At 52.2% G+C, this 20083-nt stretch carries 17 protein-coding genes; 6 read left to right on the forward strand and 11 right to left on the reverse strand.

What is annotated here, in order from left to right:
- Positions 1-3 precede the first annotated feature (3 nt).
- A complete protein-coding gene (locus tag HUO07_RS16510) occupies positions 4-942 on the reverse strand; it encodes a DMT family transporter (RefSeq protein ID WP_176304467.1) in 939 nt (312 codons plus the stop codon).
- A 145-nt stretch (positions 943-1087) separates the two neighbouring features.
- On the opposite strand from HUO07_RS16510, the gene HUO07_RS16515 reads away from it, so the two are divergent.
- The 3 genes from HUO07_RS16515 to HUO07_RS16525 all read left to right on the forward strand — a co-directional run bounded on the left by HUO07_RS16515 (position 1088) and on the right by HUO07_RS16525 (position 4383).
- Positions 1088-1480, forward strand: coding sequence for a DUF4168 domain-containing protein (locus HUO07_RS16515; protein ID WP_176304468.1), 393 nt, complete (start codon positions 1088-1090; stop codon positions 1478-1480).
- A 265-nt stretch (positions 1481-1745) separates the two neighbouring features.
- Positions 1746-3656: a DUF294 nucleotidyltransferase-like domain-containing protein gene (locus HUO07_RS16520; RefSeq protein ID WP_176304469.1), complete on the forward strand. Its 1911-nt coding sequence runs from the start codon at positions 1746-1748 to the stop codon at positions 3654-3656.
- Between the two features lies 1 nt (position 3657).
- Entirely contained in the window at positions 3658-4383 is a 726-nt protein-coding gene (locus HUO07_RS16525) for a 3'-5' exonuclease (RefSeq protein ID WP_176304470.1), read from the forward strand.
- Between the two features lie 70 nt (positions 4384-4453).
- Here HUO07_RS16525 and HUO07_RS16530 read toward each other — a convergent pair whose 3' ends face one another.
- The 4 genes from HUO07_RS16530 to HUO07_RS16545 all read right to left on the reverse strand — a co-directional run bounded on the left by HUO07_RS16530 (position 4454) and on the right by HUO07_RS16545 (position 9405).
- Positions 4454-6094 (reverse strand): BCCT family transporter, encoded by a 1641-nt coding sequence (locus HUO07_RS16530; RefSeq protein ID WP_176304471.1) that lies wholly within the window; start codon positions 6092-6094, stop codon positions 4454-4456.
- Between the two features lie 265 nt (positions 6095-6359).
- Complete coding sequence (locus tag HUO07_RS16535) at positions 6360-7235, reverse strand: glycine betaine ABC transporter substrate-binding protein (protein WP_176304472.1); 876 nt, start codon at positions 7233-7235, stop codon at positions 6360-6362.
- Between the two features lie 140 nt (positions 7236-7375).
- Positions 7376-8203: an ABC transporter permease gene (locus HUO07_RS16540; protein WP_176304473.1), complete on the reverse strand. Its 828-nt coding sequence runs from the start codon at positions 8201-8203 to the stop codon at positions 7376-7378.
- A complete protein-coding gene (locus HUO07_RS16545) occupies positions 8203-9405 on the reverse strand; it encodes a quaternary amine ABC transporter ATP-binding protein (RefSeq protein ID WP_176304474.1) in 1203 nt (400 codons plus the stop codon). The genes HUO07_RS16540 and HUO07_RS16545 overlap by 1 nt, the downstream gene beginning before the upstream one ends.
- Positions 9406-9821: 416 nt before the next feature.
- Here HUO07_RS16545 and HUO07_RS16550 point away from each other — a divergent pair, with 416 nt between their 5' ends.
- The gene (locus HUO07_RS16550; protein ID WP_246286736.1) at positions 9822-10271 is read left to right on the forward strand and encodes a hypothetical protein; all 450 of its coding nucleotides are present in this window, start codon (positions 9822-9824) and stop codon (positions 10269-10271) included.
- Between the two features lie 317 nt (positions 10272-10588).
- Positions 10589-10792, forward strand: a complete 204-nt coding sequence (locus tag HUO07_RS16555) for a hypothetical protein (RefSeq protein WP_176304476.1) — start codon at positions 10589-10591, stop codon at positions 10790-10792.
- 28 nt (positions 10793-10820) lie between these two features.
- Here the strand turns inward: HUO07_RS16555 and HUO07_RS16560 are convergent, their stop codons facing one another.
- The 5 genes from HUO07_RS16560 to HUO07_RS16580 form a co-directional block, all read right to left on the reverse strand.
- Positions 10821-12221 carry a sigma 54-interacting transcriptional regulator gene (locus HUO07_RS16560; protein WP_176304477.1) on the reverse strand — a complete coding sequence of 467 codons (1401 nt, stop codon included), beginning with the start codon at positions 12219-12221 and terminating at the stop codon, positions 10821-10823.
- Positions 12222-12232: 11 nt separating this feature from the next.
- Positions 12233-13678: a sensor histidine kinase gene (locus HUO07_RS16565; protein WP_176304478.1), complete on the reverse strand. Its 1446-nt coding sequence runs from the start codon at positions 13676-13678 to the stop codon at positions 12233-12235.
- 53 nt (positions 13679-13731) lie between these two features.
- Positions 13732-14928: a PQQ-dependent sugar dehydrogenase gene (locus tag HUO07_RS16570; protein WP_176304479.1), complete on the reverse strand. Its 1197-nt coding sequence runs from the start codon at positions 14926-14928 to the stop codon at positions 13732-13734.
- A 130-nt stretch (positions 14929-15058) separates the two neighbouring features.
- A complete protein-coding gene (locus HUO07_RS16575) occupies positions 15059-15934 on the reverse strand; it encodes an AEC family transporter (protein ID WP_176304480.1) in 876 nt (291 codons plus the stop codon).
- Between the two features lie 77 nt (positions 15935-16011).
- The gene (locus HUO07_RS16580; protein WP_176304481.1) at positions 16012-16926 is read right to left on the reverse strand and encodes a LysR family transcriptional regulator; all 915 of its coding nucleotides are present in this window, start codon (positions 16924-16926) and stop codon (positions 16012-16014) included.
- A 190-nt stretch (positions 16927-17116) separates the two neighbouring features.
- Here HUO07_RS16580 and HUO07_RS16585 point away from each other — a divergent pair, with 190 nt between their 5' ends.
- Entirely contained in the window at positions 17117-19075 is a 1959-nt protein-coding gene (locus tag HUO07_RS16585) for a ligand-gated channel protein (protein WP_176304482.1), read from the forward strand.
- A gap of 151 nt (positions 19076-19226) precedes the next feature.
- Here the strand turns inward: HUO07_RS16585 and HUO07_RS16590 are convergent, their stop codons facing one another.
- On the reverse strand, positions 19227-20000 hold the full coding sequence (locus tag HUO07_RS16590; RefSeq protein ID WP_246286738.1) for a TonB-dependent receptor domain-containing protein: 774 nt from the start codon (positions 19998-20000) through the stop codon (positions 19227-19229).
- Positions 20001-20083 lie beyond the last annotated feature (83 nt).

A 20083-nucleotide genomic window follows, 5' to 3' on the forward strand; every position in this document is an offset into this window, starting at 1 on the left:
TTGTTATCGTTTAGTCGTCCCATGGGCGGGTTTTCGAATCACCATCACTACCCCAGTAATGGCAATCACCATTCCCGCAAGCCCCAGTAGAGGTAAACGTTCGTCAAACAGCCACCACGCCTGAAGCGCCGTGACAGGTGGCACAAGATAAAAAAGACTCGCTACCCGCGAGGCTTCCCCCTTTTTAATCAAGGCCATAAGTAACAGGATAGCGGCAATTGAGAGAATCAACACCAGCCAAGCAAGGGTTAGTATAAAAGTACTACTCCATTCCACCTGGCGTGTCTCAAATAGTAGTGCGCCACTCCCTAGTAGGACACCTGCCGCCAAGTATTGGATAACCGCCCCAGAAAGCAGCGGCATACTGGTGCAATATCTTTTCTGATAGAGCGTACCCAACGAAATGCCCATTAATGCGGCGGTGACGCACAGTAAAGCGTTAATACCGAAGCCATCAAAGAGGGATTCACCAATCTCTAGCTTACTGCCGAGGACTAAGCAGATTCCGATTAAACCCAGGCTCAACCCCACCCACTGAAGCCGTGTCAGCTTTTCCCCTAATAGTGGTCCAGCAAAGGCGGCGGTCAAAAGCGGCTGAAGACCGACAAGCAGCGCCGCTAGCCCGGCCGGCATGCCTAAGTAAATGCCATAGAAGACGCCACCCAAGTAAGCGCCGTGGACTAGAAAACCCGATATGGCAATGTGTGTCCATAACCTAGGCGATGTTGGCCAAGGAATACGCATTAAAAGTGCCAACGGGATTAACAGCAGTAAGGTCAGCACGAAGCGTATGAACAGAAATGTGAAGGGTTCAGCATAAGGCAGGCCAAATTTTGCGCCGATAAAGCCTGTACTCCAGAGAAGAACAAAAATAGCAGGCATAGCCGCCAAGCCCGCAGAAGAGAGATCGCTGTATTTTAGGATATTGAATTTACTAGTCATTATTTTTCCGTGGTGGCGTGTTTAGATCATCGCTTTGATACATATGATTCTTTTTGTTACTAACTCTTACATAATAAATTGAACCTGCTTGAAAACAGCGCGTCACAGTGGGCACATACATAACGCAATATTGAGGTTTATTACTATGCAACGTATGACTGCTCTGTTCTCTGCTGCCCTGCTCGCCACTGGTCTAATGACGGCTACTGCTCATGCCCAGCAAGATCAGGAACCGGCACAAGATCCAATGGCAACTCAGCAAGCAGCACCTGCCCAGGATTTCTCTGACGATCAGCTCCAGCAGTTCGCCGATGCTTCTCAAGAAATTGCGGTTATTTCTCAAGAATATACCCAGCGTCTGCAGGAAGCGGAAGATGAATCAGCGCAGCAGGAAGTGCGCACTGAAGCTAACGACCGCATGATCGAAGTGGTCGAAGACAGCGGCTTAGATGTTGATACCTTCAATGCAATTGGTCAATCTATTCAGCAAGACCCAGAAATGATGCAGCGTGTTCAGGAAATGGCTAGCCAATCCTAAGCTGAGTCATTGATATCAGCTGATAGCCTTCTAGTGTAGCTAGTTTACTAAATTAATTAGCCACGTAACTATCAGTTCGGCTTCGGCCACCAAAGCCCGGTGCTTATTGCATCGGGCTTTTTCATGTTGGCTTCTTCAATAATGAATCTTTTCAACAAGGTCGCCTTATTGTGCATCGTGGGTTTACCTTACCTAGCCTACCCGCCACACTTTACGTTATATGTTGATTATTCAGTCAATTGACCGGCAAGCCTAAGGAGTCCGTATGGATGTCGAACTGCTAGAAATACGCCAGCATATGGGGCGGTTTCCCCCGTTTGATGGGCTGTCGGATGATCTTCTCGATGCCATCGCAGAACAGGTGGAAGTGAGCTATTTCAAAACTGGAAGTAGTATTTTAGAGCTCAATGAGACGTTAAGTGACCTTTGCTATATTCGCAGTGGCGCTGTAGAGGTCTATCGTAGCCAGGGAGAGCTATATAACCGCCTGGGTGAAGGCGATATTTTCGGTCACTTTAGCCTGCTGCGTAACCACAAAGTGCGCTTCCCAGCCCAAGCGATTGAAGATACTTTAATCTACTTTATCCCTAACGCAGTCTTCCAACGTCTGTGTGAAGAAGATGACCATTTTGCTGATTTTGTTGAGCTAGAACGGCCACGGCTAGAAACCGCCGCCGAGCAGCAAAAGAAATCCAATGACATGATGGTCACGCGGATACGCAAACTGCTGACTCGATATCCGGTAATGGTTGAAGTTTCTACCAGCGTTCAGCAAGCCGCTCAGCAGATGAGCGAAGCCCAAGCCTCTGCGCTATTAGTATTGAAAGAGGGGAGTGACAACCCACGCTTCAGCTTCAAAGACAGCGAGGGCCAAACATGGCAGATGTGCGGAATTATAACCGATAGTGATTTTCGCACTCGCATTGTGGCTGAGGGGCTATCGCCACAAACTAAAGTGGGCGAAGTGGTTTCCTCGCGCTTAATTACTATTCAATCAGATGCCTCGGTCTATGAAGCCATGCTGACGATGCTGCGCAGTAATGTGCATCACCTGCCTGTGCTCTATCGTCAGCGTCCGGTAGGCGTCGTGCATCTTTCCGATATCATTCGTTATGAAACCCATAGCGGTCTCTATCTGGTTAGTAATATTTTTAACCAATCCAGTACCCAAGGGTTAGCACGCTTAGCACCGGATGTACGCGCGGCGTTTGTACGAATGGTACAAGAAGGGGCCAATTCTCAGATGGTGGGTAGTGCACTTTCCACCATCGGGCGTAGCTTTACCCGCCGGCTGCTAGAAATGGCCGAAGCGGAACTAGGTCCGCCGCCAGTGCCTTACTGCTTTATGGTCAATGGGTCCATGGCGCGCAATGAGCAGAGCATTGTTACCGATCAAGACAATGCGCTGATCCTCTCCGATGAATTTGTTCCCGAACAGCACGACGCTTACTTTCACGCCTTGGCGAAAATTGTTAGCGATGGTTTGGACGCCTGCGGCTATACCTATTGCAAAGGTGACGTGATGGCGACCAATACACAGTGGCGCCAGCCATTAAGTGTTTGGAAGCGCTATTTTCAGGATTGGATGGCCAATCCGACGCCAGAAAGGCTGCTGCACAGTTCGATATTCTTTGACCTGGATAGCTGTTATGGCGAAGACCACTATGTAGAAACGTTGCAAGACCTGATTGCTGAAACAGCACCCAAATCGCCGCTATTTTTAGCCGCCATGGCGCGAAATGCCTTAAACCGCACACCGCCGTTAGGGTTTTTCCGTACCTTTGTTATGGAGCAGGACGGCAAGCATAACAACTCCATTAATCTAAAACGGCGGGGCACCGCACCGATGGTGGATTTGGTACGTATCCATGCCTTGGCTTGCGGCTCCAAAGCGCAGAACTCTTTCCAGCGTTTGAATGACATTGGAAACACCCAGTTATTAGCGACCGGGATGAGCGACAAATTGAGCTATGCGTTTGAGTTTCTGTGCATGTCACGATTGCGCCATCAAATGATCGACCTGCAAGAAGATCGTCTACCGGATAACAATATTGAACCGGAGAATGTCGAGGATAGCGAGCGCCACACCCTGAAAGACGCTTTCCAGGTGCTTAGCAATGCGCAAAAATTTCTGAAGTTCCGCTACCCGATGCCCGCTCAGCGGCAGGGGCGCTGAGATGTTTGGAATACGACCACGTCAGAAAATCACTCAGGCCGATTGGGCGGGCTATATGGCCCAGCGGGCTCAGCAGGCAGACAGTTCGGCGATCCAGCAGTTTTTCAGTACCCCGCTACCTGATCCGGAAACCCCGATTGCCGAGGTGCCTATGGTGGCACTTGATATGGAAACCACCGGGCTGGATGAGCGGCGCCATGCCATTGTCAGTATTGGTCTTGTGCCGTTTACCCTTAATCGCATTAAGCTTGCCGAGCGGCGCTACTGGGTGGTGAATCCTTCGCGGCCGCTGGCGGAAGCCTCGATTGCCTACCACCACATTACCCACTCAGAGATTGCCCAGGCGCCAGATTTAGACGTAATATTGGATGAGGTGTTAGCGGCGTTAGCGGGTCGATTAGTCGTCGTTCACTTCCGCAGTATCGAGCGGCCTTTTTTAGATGCCGCTGTCAAAGCTCGCCGTGGGGAAGGGGTGCTGTTTCCTATGATCGATACCATGTCGCTGGAGGCGCGGCTCCATCGTCAAACGCTTTGGGCACGTTTTCGTCGTTGGTTGGGCCGCCCACCGGTTTCGATACGTTTGCACGCTAGCCGCGAACGCTATGGTTTGCCTGCCTATCAAGGCCACCACGCCCTGGTGGATGCGCTGGCGACGGCAGAGTTACTACAGGCGCAAATTGCCACCCATTACCGGCCCGATACACCCTTAAAAGATATTTGGTGTTAAAGGCTATCAATAAAAAACGGGCAACCCACTGGGTTGCCCGTTTGCTTTACGGCGTAAGTAGACCGAAGGCTTAAACCGCTTTTGGCTCGCTCATCAACCCTTTGATAATGGCATAACACGCCACTAGCAATATGATGGTGAACGGGAAGCCGGTTGATACAGCCATGGTCTGGAGTGCCGTTAGGCCACCGCCGAGCAGTAGTGCAATGGCAATCGCGCCTTCAATGATCGCCCAGAACACGCGCTGTGGTTTCGGTGCATCGACCTTACCGCCCGCGGTAATCGAGTCGATAACCAACGAGCCGGAGTCAGAGGAGGTCACAAAGAAGATAATCACTAAAATGATCGCGATGAACGAGGTGATTTGTGACAGCGGCAGCTGCTCCAGCATGATGAAGAGCTGCAGATCGACGCCAGCGTCACGTACGGCTTCAATACCCTGGCTGACATATTGGTCAATGGCGGTGCCGCCGAAGGTGGTCATCCACAGTACAGATACCACAGAAGGCACGATCAATACGGATACCAGGAACTCACGAACGGTACGACCACGCGATACCCGGGCGATAAACATGCCGACATACGGAGACCAGGAGATCCACCATGCCCAGTAGAAGGCCGTCCAGCCTTGGCTGAAGTTGGCATCTTCACGGCCAAATGGGTTTGATAGCGCCGGCAGGTGAACCGCATAGTTCCAAAGGTTCTCAAAGAAACCGGTGGCAATCAGCAGCGTAGGGCCAACCGCGATCACAAAGAACAGCAGTAGCGCGGCCATTACAATATTGATTTTGGACAGCAGCTGCACGCCCTTATCGACACCCGCTAAGATGGAGCCAATCGCGATGATCGTAATACCAACGATCAGCAGGATCATGGTGATATCGCTTTCCGGCGCGCCGAACAAGTAGGTAAGGCCTGCAGCGGCCTGAGTGGCACCTAAGCCCAGTGATGTGGCTAGGCCAAATAGAGTGGCGAAGACGGCCAGAATATCAATGATATGGCCTGGCCAGCCCCAAACACGCTCACCCAAAATCGGGTAGAACACTGAACGCATGGAGAGCGGCAGGCCCTTATTGAACGAGAACAGTGCTAGCGAAAGCGCCACGACCGCGTAAATTGCCCAGGGGTGAAGGCCCCAGTGAAAGATCGTGGCCGCCATGCCTAGTGCAGCCGCCCCTGCGGCATTACCCTCAGCGCCCGCCAGCGGAGCCCAGTCTCCACCGTCAAAGGATGTGCCAAAGTGAGTCAGCGGTTCATTGACGCCGAAGAACATCAGGCCAATGCCCATGCCCGCGGCAAACAGCATTGAGAACCAGCCCATATAGGTAAAATCAGGCTTGGCATCGGCCCCACCAATGCGGATTTTACCTAAGGGAGAAACAATCAGGCCTAAGCACAAAATGACGAATATATTAGCAGCTAAAATAAAGAACCAAGCTAGATTGCCGGTCAAGAAGCCGAAAATGGCGTCATAAATAGGCGCAATAGTGTCTTGCAGCGCAAGTGTTAGCACCACAAACAGCAATACAACGACTGCCGAAATGCTAAACACCTTCCCGTGCAGGTCAAGATTGAGACCCATGGTGTTCGTGGTGATGTTGTCTTGCCCGATGACATAATCGGTGTCAATCAGATTCGCCGCACCCTGTGGGGCAGGTATGCCTTCAGAGACCTGCTCTTCAGGGGGGCGTTTATCGTCGTGGTTATCCACTGGAGCCTCTCTATTTCGATCAAGGTATGTCGATCAAAAGATGTTGAACAAAAACCAAAATGTGGTCATCAACCAACATTGCATGGCGTGCGTTAAGGCGCACAATAGCAAATCTGCAAAAACAGTGTTCAACGCATTGTGAACCATAGCGCTTAATACGGTGCTTAACACAGTACTTAACACTGTACTTAACACAGCACTTAAAACGGTACTTACAACGACAACAGAGGGCCGAAGCCCCCTGCTATAGCTTGCTCGTATAGTTTTAGCTATCGAGCCACTGTTCCACTACATCTTGGTTATCTTCAACCCACTGCTTCGCATTTTCGTAGGGGTCGCTGCCATCTTCCTGGTTCATCAGCATGACTTCCCCCATCTGCTCTGGCGTCCATTCGAAAGCATCGAGAATGGCATAGGCTTCTGGCATGTCTTCTTCCAGGCCTTCGCGAACCGCGGTATGGATCTGCTCTGCGCCACCGTAGACATTTTCAGGATCTTCTAGGTATTTGAGGTCAAAGCGGGCGAACATCCAGTGAGGCGTCCAGCCGGTAACAACAACGTTTTCTTCGTTATTAATGGCACTCGAAAGCGCTGCCGTCATCGTGGCGCCACTACCGCTACGCAGTTCCAGGTCAAGGTCATAGGTATCCACAACCTCTTCGGACAGCGACATTAAGCCTGCGCCGGGGTCAATACCGATGATCTCGTTATTAAAGCTGTCAGCGTTATCGTTAAGGTCAGCAATGGAGTCGACGTCGGTGTACTCAGGTACAACGAGGCCTAGCTTGGTGCCGTCCAGGTTGGGACCCAGGTCTTCTATGCTATCACCCAAGCGTTCCATGTAATCGGCGTGAGTGGTTGGCAGCCAAGCGGCAACGATAGCATCCGCATCGCCAGAAGAGAGCGCTTGGAACATGGCAGCAGCAGAAAGCGAGGTGAGATCCACCTCATAGCCTGCTTGCTCAAGTACTGCGGCAACCACGTTGGTGGAAGCAACTTCAGATGACCACTCGACGTAGGCCAGGTTAACGGTGCCTTTCTCTTCCTCGGCTTGCGCTGTACTGCTGATAGCGACGCCTGTACCAGCTAACAGTGCCAGTGAAGCGATACGGATACGGAGGTTCAATGTGCGATGTTTCATTCACTTTCTCCCTTGGGTATACATTTATTAATGTGACGATCTGCTGCCAAACACAGCATGCTTAGCCAGAAGCGACTTAGCAAGCGGTTGGCTCAACGCAGTCGCTTCTGCCGTTTTGCTTAATTGATGCATTTTTCCGGTTATCGGGTCTTTCTCAGTGACTGCGTCAAGCGGTCAAGCAGCATGGCTAGAATAACCACTGCAATGCCCGCTTCAAAACCATCGCCAGGACGCAGACGTTGAATAGCGCGCCATACTTCGCTGCCCAAACCATCCGCACCGATCATGGCGGCAATCACTACCATGGAGAGCGCCAACATGATGGTCTGGTTGATACCCGCCATGACTGTGGGTAATGAAAGCGGCAGCTGTACTTTGAACAGTTTCTGACCCCGTGTAGCGCCGTAAGCATCAGCGGCTTCGATGAGCTCTACAGGAACTTGACGAATACCCAGCGTGGTAAAGCGAATCGCTGGTGGCATCGAAAAGATGACCGTCGCAAAAATTGCTGAGACGGAGCCAATGCCGAAAAACGGAATCGCGGGAATCAAATAAACAAACGCTGGCATGGTTTGCATGAAGTCCAGAATCGGCATTATCACGCGGTAAAGCCGATTGGATAGCGCCGCAGCGATGCCCACAGGTAATGCAATGACCACTGCCACCATGGTGGCAAATACCACCAGCGTGAGCGTTTCGATCATTGGATTCCAGAGGTCTAGGTTCCAAATCAACGCTAAACCAGCGACAGCGCCTATTGCTAAGCGAACGCCCGCCAGCTTCCAGCAGAGCAGGGCTATCAAACCGAGCAGTGCCCACTCAGGCAGCCACATTAGGCTGTCGTTTAAAAAATCAATGCCGGTTTGAGTGAAGCGTGAGATGCCGCGGGTAACCAGGGAGTATTCGCTGGTTAACCAGGTCAGGCCGCTTTCAATCCAATCACCTAGCGGGATGCGTGGGATTTCCATTATTGCTCTCCTGCTCGTGCCAGTTCATCAAGTACTGCGCCTTTTACCACCACGCCAAGCAGTTGCTCTTGCTTATCAATCACGGCAATAGGGAAGCTCTTTTCACTAAACATGGCAAACAGGTTATGCAGCGGCTCATCCATAGGGACTTTGCGGAAATCTTGGGTTAAATAGGGAATGATTGAGTCAGCCCCTTCTTCAATCGCGCGGCTAGCGGCATCCACCTCCAGCAGGCCGAGCAGACGACGGTCGCGATCAACCACATAGATAGAGTCGATAGTGTGGTCGCGCATACGGTGCAGGGCGGTACGCGGCCCATCGCTTTCGCGGGCGGTGGTGCGTAGCGGACGCATGGCGCTTTCAGCGGTCAGAATACGTGACCGATCAACCCCTTCGATAAAGCGCCGCACGTAGTCATCCGCAGGTTTGGTCAGAATTTCTTCCGGCGTGCCGATCTGCACCACTTCACCATCTTTCAGCAGCACGATGCGATCGCCAATGTTGAGCGCCTCATCTAAGTCATGGGTGATGAAGACGGTGGTCTTTTGCATTTTGGATTGCAGTTGCAAAAGCTCTTGCTGCATGTCTTTACGAATCAGCGGGTCGAGTGCGGAGAAGGCTTCATCCATTAACAGCACGGTGGCATCGTTGGCCAATGCACGGGCTAGGCCAACGCGCTGCTGCATGCCGCCGGAGAGTTGATTGGGGTAGGCGTCTTCCCAGCCCTCCAAGCCAACCTGTTTCAGCGAGTCATGAGCAATCTTGTGCCGTTCTGCTTTCTCTACGCCGCGAATTTCCAAACCGAACTCGGCGTTTTGCTGCACAGTGCGGTGAGGAAATAGCGCGAAATTCTGAAACACCATAGAGAAGTGGCGGCGACGGCACTCCAGCAACGCTTTCTCTTTCAGCGTCGGGATATTTTCACCGTCGATGACGATCTCACCTTCGGTCGTTTCAATCAGGCGGTTAAGGCAACGAATCAACGTCGACTTGCCTGACCCTGAAAGCCCCATGATAACCAGCAGTTCGCCTTCATAGACATCAAACGAAATATCCGATAGCCCCAGCGTCTGGCCTGTTTTCTCCAGAATTTCCGGGCGCTTCATTCCCTGGTTACTTAGCTCGATTGCTTTTTGAGGGTGCTTGCCAAAGACTTTGCTTAAGCCGCGCACTTTAATTTTGACGGGTCGTGTCTCGTCCATCGGCGGTGCCTTTTTGTTGAGCAGAATGAATGTGCATTGATGCAGCGTTAGCCGCGGCACAACGTCATTCATAAAAGAAAAGATAACTTGTGTTGGTTAATTTATTAATAATTATTATACATAGGTAGGGCCTATGTGTCACAACGGCTCGCTCAACGGGGCAATTAACGCTACATGTGTCATTTTTTACCCACCTGATTTCGAGCAGCTGCCGTCGATGCTGATATTTATTATTTTTTAACCTTATGATTTTAAATTGTTTTTTTTATTTATGCGCAAGTTGGCACATTAAATGAATGTGTTATTAGTAGTGCCACTATTTGTATAAGACAAATTTTCATTTAATCAGGTGAACGTTTTATTAATTATATGTTGCAGAGTTGAGATTAACGGTTTCATCAATGGAGGTGGGTGATATGGATAATCAACATGACCAAATTGAAAGTCGGCAAGCTACCAAGCGCCCACGTTGGTTAACGCTGTGCATGATGGCAACAGCAGCAAGTGTCATCGTATTGGCTGGTTGCGGCGATAATGAAGAGCCAGCAACGCCCGCGGAAGAGCCTTCTCCGCTGGAGCAAGATGCCACCACTGAACCTGAGCCAAGCATGAGTGAAGAGCCTGCAATGGAACAGGATTCAGGTTCAGAAGGGTCTATGACTCAAAGTACAGGCGCTGAATCTGAAGAGCCTATGGCGTCTGAAGAGGCTATGCCTGAAGACACAATGGCTGAGCCTGCCACGGGGACAATAAATCCCGAAGAAGATGAGGCGGGTTTCGGTGAAGGCACTGACCCGATGCCTGGTGACAGTGAAGATACAGATACCACCCCAGATGACGATGGTGAGGAAACCAGTAACCAGTAATCAGTAATGGCTAGACATTAGTAATTGTTAGTGTACCGCTCCCTACGATGGTAAATCGCATCAGCTGTCTGTTCCCTGCGGCTGCTCCACACGGTTTGCCATCCTTTCCGCCCCCGCGCCCGCGGGGGTTTTTTTAATATTTAGCAAATCTCTAGCCTTGCCCATGGTCTATCCTAGCTCGTGCTCTCATAAAGCTAATTTTAATCTGGCAATCTAGTGCTTGATTACTATGTTTAAAAGTGAGCTTTAAAAAGTAGGTGTTAAAAAGGTCGGACAGTAAGTCGCGTGCTAGCGGCTAACCAAGGAGGAAATAAGACATGAAGTCACTAACATCTAATAAGCGGTTTTATGCGGTACTGCTGATGACATTGTTAGCAGTGGGGATGGTGTCTGGGTGTGGCGAGAGTGCGCCACCTGAAACAGATGCCCAACCTGAAGAGCAAGAGCCTATGAACACCGGTCCGATGTCGCTAGACAGTGACCCCGCCAGCGAAGCGCCAGGCGAGGGGGTAACGGAGTAAGCACCATAAGCTTAACGTGAGCTGTCAATTACTCTTCATTATCTTCAAGGCGGCGGTAGAGTGTTCTGCGCGCGATACCCAGCACCTCTGCCGTGCGTCGCTTATTGCCCCCAGTGGCTTCTAAGACTTTGTTAATATAACGCTTTTCGACTTCTTCCAAGCTGGGCCAGCGGATCGGCGGTGGCACTGGCAGTTGGCCGCCCGCGAGCAGTTCGCCACTGACGGAAGGCACCAGAGGTGTGCCGGTTTCAATCGTTGATTGTTCCCGCAGGCGCTCAGGTAAATCCTTGTAGCTTAGCGAGCCATCTTCGCTCAGCGTAACGCAGCGCATAATGGCGTTTTCCAATTCGCGCACGTTGCCGGGGTAGGCGTAATTAAGCAAACTATTGAGTGCTTCGGGTTCGATTTGCTCAATCTGCTTGCCCTGTGCCTCAGCATGCTTATCGATAAGGGCAAAAACAAGATGCTCGATATCGGTGCCGCGCTCACGCAGCGGCGGAATGCGCAGCGAAAAAGTTTCCAGCCGGTAAAAAAGGTCGCTACGGAAGTTACCTTGCTCTATCTCTTTTTCTAGATTGCGATGGGTCGCAGCGATGATTCGCACATCCACCGGCTCTTCGCGCTCGCCACCCACTGGGCGCACGGTTTTCTCCTGTAGGGCACGCAGCAATTTAGCCTGCAGATTAATCGGCATTTCACCAATTTCATCTAAGAACAGGCTGCCGCCCTGGGCGCTTTGAAACAGCCCTTTGCGCGCTTCGCTAGCGCCGGTAAAAGCGCCTTTTACATGGCCAAAGAACTCACTTTCCATCAAGTCGGCGGGAATGCTCGCGCAGTTGATCGGTACGAAGGGCTGGTCGTTACGCGGGCTTTCCTGGTGAATGGCGCGGGCGAGCAGCTCTTTACCGGTGCCGCTTTCACCTAAAATGAGGATGGGGGCATCGCTTTTAGCTAACCGAGAGGCATCGTGAAACAGCACTTGCATAACCTGGCTTTTACCCACAATGCCGTGGAAGTGACTGATCTCTGAATCATGAGAAACTGCTAAGCGCTGCCGTTCCAGCACACGAAAAACGGCTTCCCGGATTGCATCCAAATCGAGTGGCTTGGTTAAAAAATCGTCAGCCCCGAGTTTTAATGCCTCGACCGCCTGATCAATGGTACCAAAGGCGGTAATCACGATAATGCCCAACTCACTGCCCGCTTGGCGGAGTTGCTGAAGTAACTGTATGCCTGTCATACCCGGCAAGCGTACGTCGGTAATTACCAGCGAGACGGTGGTGTGGCTTAATAAGGCAATAGCTTCTTCAGCGCTAGGGACACCGAGCGTGGTATAGCCTGCATCCTGCAGTTCTTCCTCTAATAACTCACGTATAGCGGCGTCATCTTCCACCACCAATAAAGGTAAAAGGTGTTCCTGATGGGTCACAAACGTTGTCCTCACGCGGATGCGGTTTCACTAAGGGGTAGTGTAATTTCAAACCCAGCGCCACCAAGGACGCTGTCAAACACGCCGATCGTGCCGCCGTGGTCGTTAATAATGCGATGTACCATAGAGAGCCCCAAACCACTGCCTTGGCCGACGGGTTTGGTGGTAAAAAATGGATCGAACACTTTATGATGATGAGAGTCGGGTATACCCGGGCCATCATCTTCTACCCACAGTATTAATTCGTGTTCTTGCTGTTGGGCTCGAACCCTAATGCGGCTTACTTCGGGCGCTTGCGCCGCATTTCTGAGTAAATTGGTCAGCACCTGAATAAGCTGCTGACCATTGGCGATTAAGTTGGGGGTCGGTGACGGTAATTCAATGTCTAGACGAATGTTGCGCGGCTCAAGCTCCTCTTCAACCAAATCGCTGGCGCTCATAATAAGCTGATCAAGTGCTAACTCGCCTTTCTCTACGTTATGTTGACGGCCTAATTCCATTAATTGACGCACAATTTCAACGATGCGTTCCACTTCGCCGCGAATGCGTCCGAGTCTTGCTCGCTCGTCATCACCAATCACATCGCGGCGAGCCAGGCGTTGAGCTTGGCCATTGATCACCGTTAGCGGTGCACCTATTTCGTGGGCTACCCCCGCTGCAAGAACGCCTAGTTCGGCTAATTTTTTCGATTTGCGTAGACGCTTTTCAAGCTCTATTTCACGCCGCTGGCGGTCTTCGATTTCTTGGTCTTTCTCTGCCATCGCGTCCAGCATGCCGTTTAACCCAGAGGCGAGGCGGCGATATTCGGTAGGGCCGTCTTCGGCGGCGCGCTGGTTGCGGTCACCATCTTCCACCAGCAGCATTACGTGCAGCAGCCGATTAAGCGGGCGCTCGATATGGCGGCGAAACCCCCACCAAATACTAAATACAATCCCTGCAGCGCCGACCACAAATACCAACACGGCCACAATGCTAATAAAGCCAGTATAGCTCTCAATGCCGGTATTGAGTCGGTTGACCTGCAGCACGCCATACACAGTGCCATCTTGTGAGCGCAGGGGTGTCAACGCAGAGTAGTAATTCCAGCCATCGTGCTGTCGATAGTTGCTATATAAATCATCGCGCTCAATGACTTGCTGAATTTCTTCCCGGCTGAAAATGTCTTTGCCAAGGCCTAGACCGTAAATGTCGCGCCCGTCGGTATCGAATACATAGGCGCCATAAATGCGGTGGAAGGAGAACGCCGATTGTAGCGCTTCTTCGAGCGGGGTGCTGCTGTCCGGCGTGACCGCGTAACTCAGCGAAGAGCTCAGCGTGCGGGTAATAATCTCTACTTCAGTCTGTAGCTTTGAGCGTACATTGTCCTCAAGCGATTTAATGGCGACTAAGCTAAACACCACTAGGACGATGAAAAGCGGCACAATTACCGTTAAAATTATTAAATTGCGTAGTCGCATGCTGCGCCCATCATAGTGTTAATACATTTTAGTATCAGTAAATGCTTGAGGCGTTACTGTTTCGTTGGCGCCAAGCGATAAAGACCACCCTGTGGGGCATCGGTAAGCAGATAGATGGCATCGTCCGGGCCTTGGCGAACATCACGAATACGGCCAATGTCACCATTAAGAATCAGTTCCTCTTCGGCTACGTTACCATTCTCTAAGCGCAAGCGAAGTAGCTTTTCACTGCCGAGACCGCCAGCCAATAAGTTACCTTTCCACTCGCCAAACGCGTCGCTAGTCACTTCTGCAAGTCCGGCGGGTGCAAAGCGGCCTTCAAACACATATACCGGGTTCACCATGCCGGGCAGTGAGTCTTCGCCAATCGGTTCATTGGTGGCGTAGTCATTGCCCTGACTGACGTCCGGCCAGCCATAGTTATTGCCTGCTTCGATATGGTTAAGCTCGTCGCCGGTTCGCGGGCCGTGCTCGGATACCCAAGCTTGGCCGTTACTCAACACGGTCATGCCCTGAATATTACGGTTACCCATGGTATAGATTTCGTCCAGTGTGGCGTCATCGTCTACAAAAGGGTTGTCATCAGGCACGCCGCCGGTGGCGGTAAGGCGCAATGTTGAGCCCGCGTGGTCATCGCTTGCTTGGGCGCGAGGCGGCTCACTACCGCGGTCGCCAATGCTCATTAGCAGCGTGCCATCAGGTAGCCAAGCGAGTCGCGAGCCATAATGGCGGCCAGGCCCAGAGGCGCGGTCCTGTTCAAATAAGTGTTCTACCTCACCCAGTTCGTCGCCCAGCCATTGTACGCGTGATAGCGCCGAACGCGTGTTATTGCCATCGGGCTTGCTCCAGGTGAAATAAATCCAGTCGTTGTCACCCGCGCCATTGCCACCTTTGAAATTAGGGTGCAAAACGATATCTAACAGGCCGCCTTGGCCTTGCGTGCTGACGTCTGGCATGCCTTCCAGGGGGCGTGTTTCACCACTTTCGGGGTCAACAAGCGTCAGTTGCCCGTTGCGTTCACTGACCAGCGAGCGCCCATCGGGTAAAAACGCAACCGCCCAGGGGTGTTCGAAACCCTCGGCAATACGCTCAATAGAAAGGGTTAAATGCTCAGTTTCAAGCGACGCCTGAATCACTTCTGCGTTCGCGTTGTTCATCGTAGCCGCCAGTATCAACCCGCTAATCCCCGCTACTCGAATCCCCGGCGCGAGCCAGTGGCGGGTAGAGTGACTCTTATTGGCATAATGCATAGCGTGCCCTCTGTGATGTTAATGCCCGTTATCATTAGTACCCGTTATTAATAACAGTCTAGCAGTGACTCTTCACTCACGTCGGGGTTCCGCTAAGAGTGCTTAAACGGCGTTATTGAAAGAAGCGGGCTTACATGAGTATGGCGAGCAGTACCGGTATATAAACCAACGCTAGCAGCGTTGAGCAGAACACTAGGCTGGCAACATAGACAGGTTCGCGCTGAGCGCGTTGCGCAAATAGATAGTTAAATACCGCCACGGGCATACACATCTGCACCACTAAAATGCTTTGTGCGAGGGGAGGAAGACCCACCCAGCCAGCGATCAACCAAGCGGCCACCGCGGCAAGAGGGATACGCACTAAGCTAAACCCTAGCCCCGAACGCAGGTTTTTGACCTTGATGCTGGCCAGCGAGACGCCCAGCGTAATCAGCATTAGCGGTACTGTGAAACCGGACATTAAATCTACTGTGTTCGCCAACCAGGGCGGCAGCGAGGTACCGGTCAGCAACAGCGCCATAGAAATCAGAATGGCGTAAACGGTGGGTGTTTTAACGAGGGTTTTGAGTGGATTACCCTGGCTATTAAGGACAGCGCCCAGAGTGAACTGAAATAACGAGACGGTAACCATCACCGTGATGCCATAGGCAAAGCCTGCACTGCCAAAAGCGTAAAGCACTACCGGTAAGCCCATGTTGCCGGTATTGGGGTACATCATGGGAGCAATTAACACCCGCCAGCTGCGGCGCAACAGTTTCGCGACCAGAAAGGTCGCGGCCCCCATGCTGAGAATCACCAACGCGGCGGCCAGCATTGTCTGGCCAAAGGTAGTGGCATCAATGTCGGCGCCCGCCAGGGAAGCTAATACCAGTGAGGGTGTTCCGATGTTAAATACCAGACGGGTAACGAAGTCGACCGGGTAAGGATGGCCTAAGCGTACCCATAAATAGCCAAGCCCTGCACCGGCAAGTACGGGCGCCATGACGGCAAAAAGTTCGGCAAGCATTGACTGTCCTTGGCAATAATTAAGCGCCTATTGTCGTTAATAAGCGGGCTAACTGGCAAGGTAAACACTTAATGGCTCTATGCAGCGGCGGTGGACGTACGCCACTGGGCGGGCACTTGGCTGCGTAAAAACTCCAACAGAGCGTGAGTTCGGCGTGACTGGTGGCCATAAGCGTAAAGCAGCGTGATCGGTAAAGGAGCTGGCTCCCAGTCGCGCAGGCAGTTAATCAGCTCGCCCGGATGATGCTGTTCACGTTTGGCGGTTAACCAGTGAGCGAGTAGACCAATGCCCTGACTACGCGCGATGGCATCAATATGCAGGGCGGTGAGATCCACCCTTAACCGTGAGTGGGGCGGGTTAAAGGTGTACTCGCCGTGTTCAGGATGTGAGAGCAGTAGCCCATTTGACGCTGAGTTCAACAGGTCTATCCAAGCATGCTGATTAAGTTCTTCGGGGTGCTTAGGCATGCCAGCCCTTTCTAAATAGCGGGGGCTGGCATATAAACCACGGGTTAAATACCCCAAGCGCTCCTGATTAAGCCCGCACTCATGCGTTGGCCCCAACCAAACATGCACGCTATTACTGTGCATTTTAGTCGGCGGCGTTTCACGAGTGTGTAGCGTTAGTTCTACCTTTGGGTGCCGCTTCAGGAAGGCATCAATGGCGCTGGCTAACCAACTGCGCGCTAAGGCACCGTGTACCTCAAGGGTTATTTCACCGCTGATCTCTTCGCGCAGCTCCGCCAGCGCCTCCTGGCTATGGGCCGCCATCGCCAAAAGTTCAGTGCAGTAGTTGTGAAACAGCAGCCCAGCTTCCGTGGGGATTAAACGGTTGGCTTGGCGTCTTAGCAGCGGCTGGTTAAGCCGAGCTTCCAGTTGGCTGATGCGTCGACTTAGGGTCGATTTGGCTAAACCGAGCGTTTGCGCGCTGCGGGTCAAGCTGCCCGTGGTCATTACATCGGCAAAAGCGGTGAGTTCGTCAAAGTCATACATGGTCAGGCCCACGGGCAAAGGGTGAGGTTTAATTGTGCCACTGTTTGGTGCGAATGAAAATAATAGGCATTTGTGTTCCGTTTTGCTGAACGCATCGTCTCACCCCATTATGGAAAGAGTGTGCAAAAATACAAATGCTAATAATTCCCATTTATAGGGCAATTGCTCACTTACATGAAGGACTTTTTCTATGTCTCCCTGTTTGCGCCGAACGCTGCTGGCTAGTGCTATCTCTACTTTTTCCAGCGGCGCCCTGTGGGCACAAGAAGCGCCACGGTTAGATGATATGGTGGTGACTGCCTCCGGCTTTGAACAGTCAGTTTCGGATGCGCCAGCGTCTATTAGTGTGATTTCACGCGAGGAATTGGAAAGGGGCCACTATCAAGATGTTACCGATGCGCTGCGCGATGTGCCCGGTGTGATCGTGACCGGTGGCGGCGCGGGGGATAACGGCCACGATATCTCTATCCGCGGCATGCCCTCCCAGTACACGCTGATACTGGTGGATGGGCGCCCGCAAAATTCTCGTGAGTCTCGGCCCAATGGTAGTGCCGGTTTTGAGCAGGATTGGCTGCCGCCACTGCAGGCAATCGAGCGTATTGAAGTGGTGCGTGGGCCAATGTCGACGCTCTACGGCTCCGATGCCATTGGCGGTGTAATTAACGTGATTACCCGCAAGGTTGCCCAAGCGTGGCACGGTAATGTCCAGCTCGACACGGTACTGCAAGAGAGCAGTGATTCTGGCGACAGCCGCCAAGCCAATTTTTATCTGAGTGGGCCATTAATAGGTGATCGGTTAGGACTCCAGCTCTATGGCCGTACCTCACAGCGCGACGAAGACAACATCATTAACGGCTACGAAGATAAAAGCCTGCAAAGCCTGACGGCACGGTTCAGTCTTGCCGCCTCGGATAACCACGACTTTACCGCTGAAGCCGGTATTACCGAGCAAGAGCGACAATCGCTAATGGGTAACTCGGCACCCTCAGAAGGCTGCCGAGGTGGCTGTACGGATAGCTTCAACGATTATACCAACCGGCATGTTGCTCTGACCCATAGCGGCCGCTTTGATATCGGCACCAGCGAAAGCTTTGTCCAGCGGGAAACCAGCGAAAACCCATCGCGGGAAATTGAGATCACCAACACCACTGCTAAAACCAGCCTGGTGATGCCGTTGGGTGCCCATATGCTCACCTTGGGCGCGAGCTACGAAGAGGAGTCGCTGGATGACAACACGACCAACCAGATTTCCGATCGTACTAACGTAGAGCAGCAGCAGTGGGCTCTGTTTGCAGAAGATGAGTGGCTGCTGACCGATACTTGGGCGTTGACTGGCGGTATACGGTTAGACGATGCTGAAAACTACGGTAGTCACATCAGTCCGCGGCTCTACACTGTGTGGAGCATGACCCCAGATTGGACGTTAAAAGGCGGAGTTTCCACCGGCTTCCGTTCGCCTAACCTGCGCGAAGCCACTGCTGACTGGGGGCAAATCAGCCGAGGCGGTGACGTTTACGGTAACCCGGATTTAGAACCAGAAACCTCGCTCAATAAGGAGCTGGCGCTGCTGTATGCCAATGACGTCGGGCTAAGTGGCGGTATCACACTGTTCCATAATGATTTCAAAGATAAAATCACCCGCATTGCCTGCCCCGAAGGTGTGTGTGCTGATGAACCCAACCAGTTCGGCAGCGATCCTACTTATCGTATCAACATTGATGAAGCGGTCACACAAGGGGTAGAGGCAAGCATCGCGGCGCCCCTAGGCGAGGCAGTTGAACTAACAGCCAGCTACACCTTTACCGACAGCGAGCAGAAGAGCGGTGAGTACGCAGGCGAACCGCTCACCCAGCTGCCGCGCCATCAGGTATCGGCCACGCTAGATTGGCAAGTCTCGCCCAAGCTGCGCCAGTGGACCAAAGCGACCTACCGCGGTGAAGAGAGCCAGCCCAACACCGGCCCCTCGCAAAGCGCCATCGTGGCACCTTCCTACACCTTTATAGATGCAGGCGTGGGCTATCAGCTCAATGAAACAACGCAGCTCAACGCCGGCATCTACAATCTATTCGACGAAGCAATTGATTACGACGAGTACGGCTATGTGGAAGATGGCCGCCGGGTTTGGTTGGGTCTCAACGTTGCGTTCTAAACCAGCTTCTCAATCATAGGTGCACTACTGCAGCGGCTATCCAGCGATAGCCGCTTTTTTGGCTAAGAAGAGCGCGTGCTAATTATCAAAAAAGCCCCGGCGCATAGCCGGGGCAGAAGTCAGCATTGAAACAGTAGCGAGCTGAAACGGGTTAGAACTCGTAACGGGCGGACAGCCACAGGCGGCGGCCTTCCTCGCTATTGGCGTATACATTGCCAAAGCTAGTGCCATCGCCATAGGCGCGGTAATCAACGAAGTCTTTATCAAACAGGTTGTAGATCGTGGCGCTTAGATTAAGGCTGTCGGTCACCGCGTAATTACCGCCCAGGTGAAACAGCGAGTAGGCTTTAAAATCACCTAAATCATCATAGGAAGGGGCGCCCCGAACGCTTGCGCGATTACGGTAGCGCTCGCTGCGGTATTCCGCTGAGAGCCATGTATCCAGTTTCGCAGTGGTTTGCCAGCGCAGTGTGGCATTAACAGCGTGCTCTGGGGTATCTGTAAGCGGATCGCCTTCATTTTCACCGCTTTGCTGTTCACTATCGGTATAGGTGTAATTGGCATTCAAACGCCAATCGGGATTGAACTGATAGCTGGCGGCTAGCTCGATGCCCTGGGTGATGGCTTCATCAATATTGATATCTTGGCCATACAAACCGTCGGGAATCAGCAGGTCGTTTTCGATCAAGATATCGTTGCCACTGGCGATCTTGTCGTCAAATTGGTTATAGAACAGCGTCGCGCTGGCGGTAAAACCCTGTTGATTATCGTAGTGTGCGCCGATCTCGCTGCTGGTGCTGGTTTCCGGCTCCAAGTCAGGGTTACCGATGGTGAGCACGGTACCCTGACCGGTGACGCCATTAATGCCATCGTGCAGTGCATTAAGCGTTGGGGTCTTATAGCCGCGGCTGTCGATGGGTTGCAAGAAATGGAACGTAAGATTCTGTTGAATAGTAGTGCAGGTGCTTTTGATAATCGTTACTATCTATCTCAATGTTTTGTCTTGAG

It is taken from the genome of Vreelandella maris, assembly GCF_013371085.1.
Classification (GTDB): domain Bacteria; phylum Pseudomonadota; class Gammaproteobacteria; order Pseudomonadales; family Halomonadaceae; genus Vreelandella; species Vreelandella maris.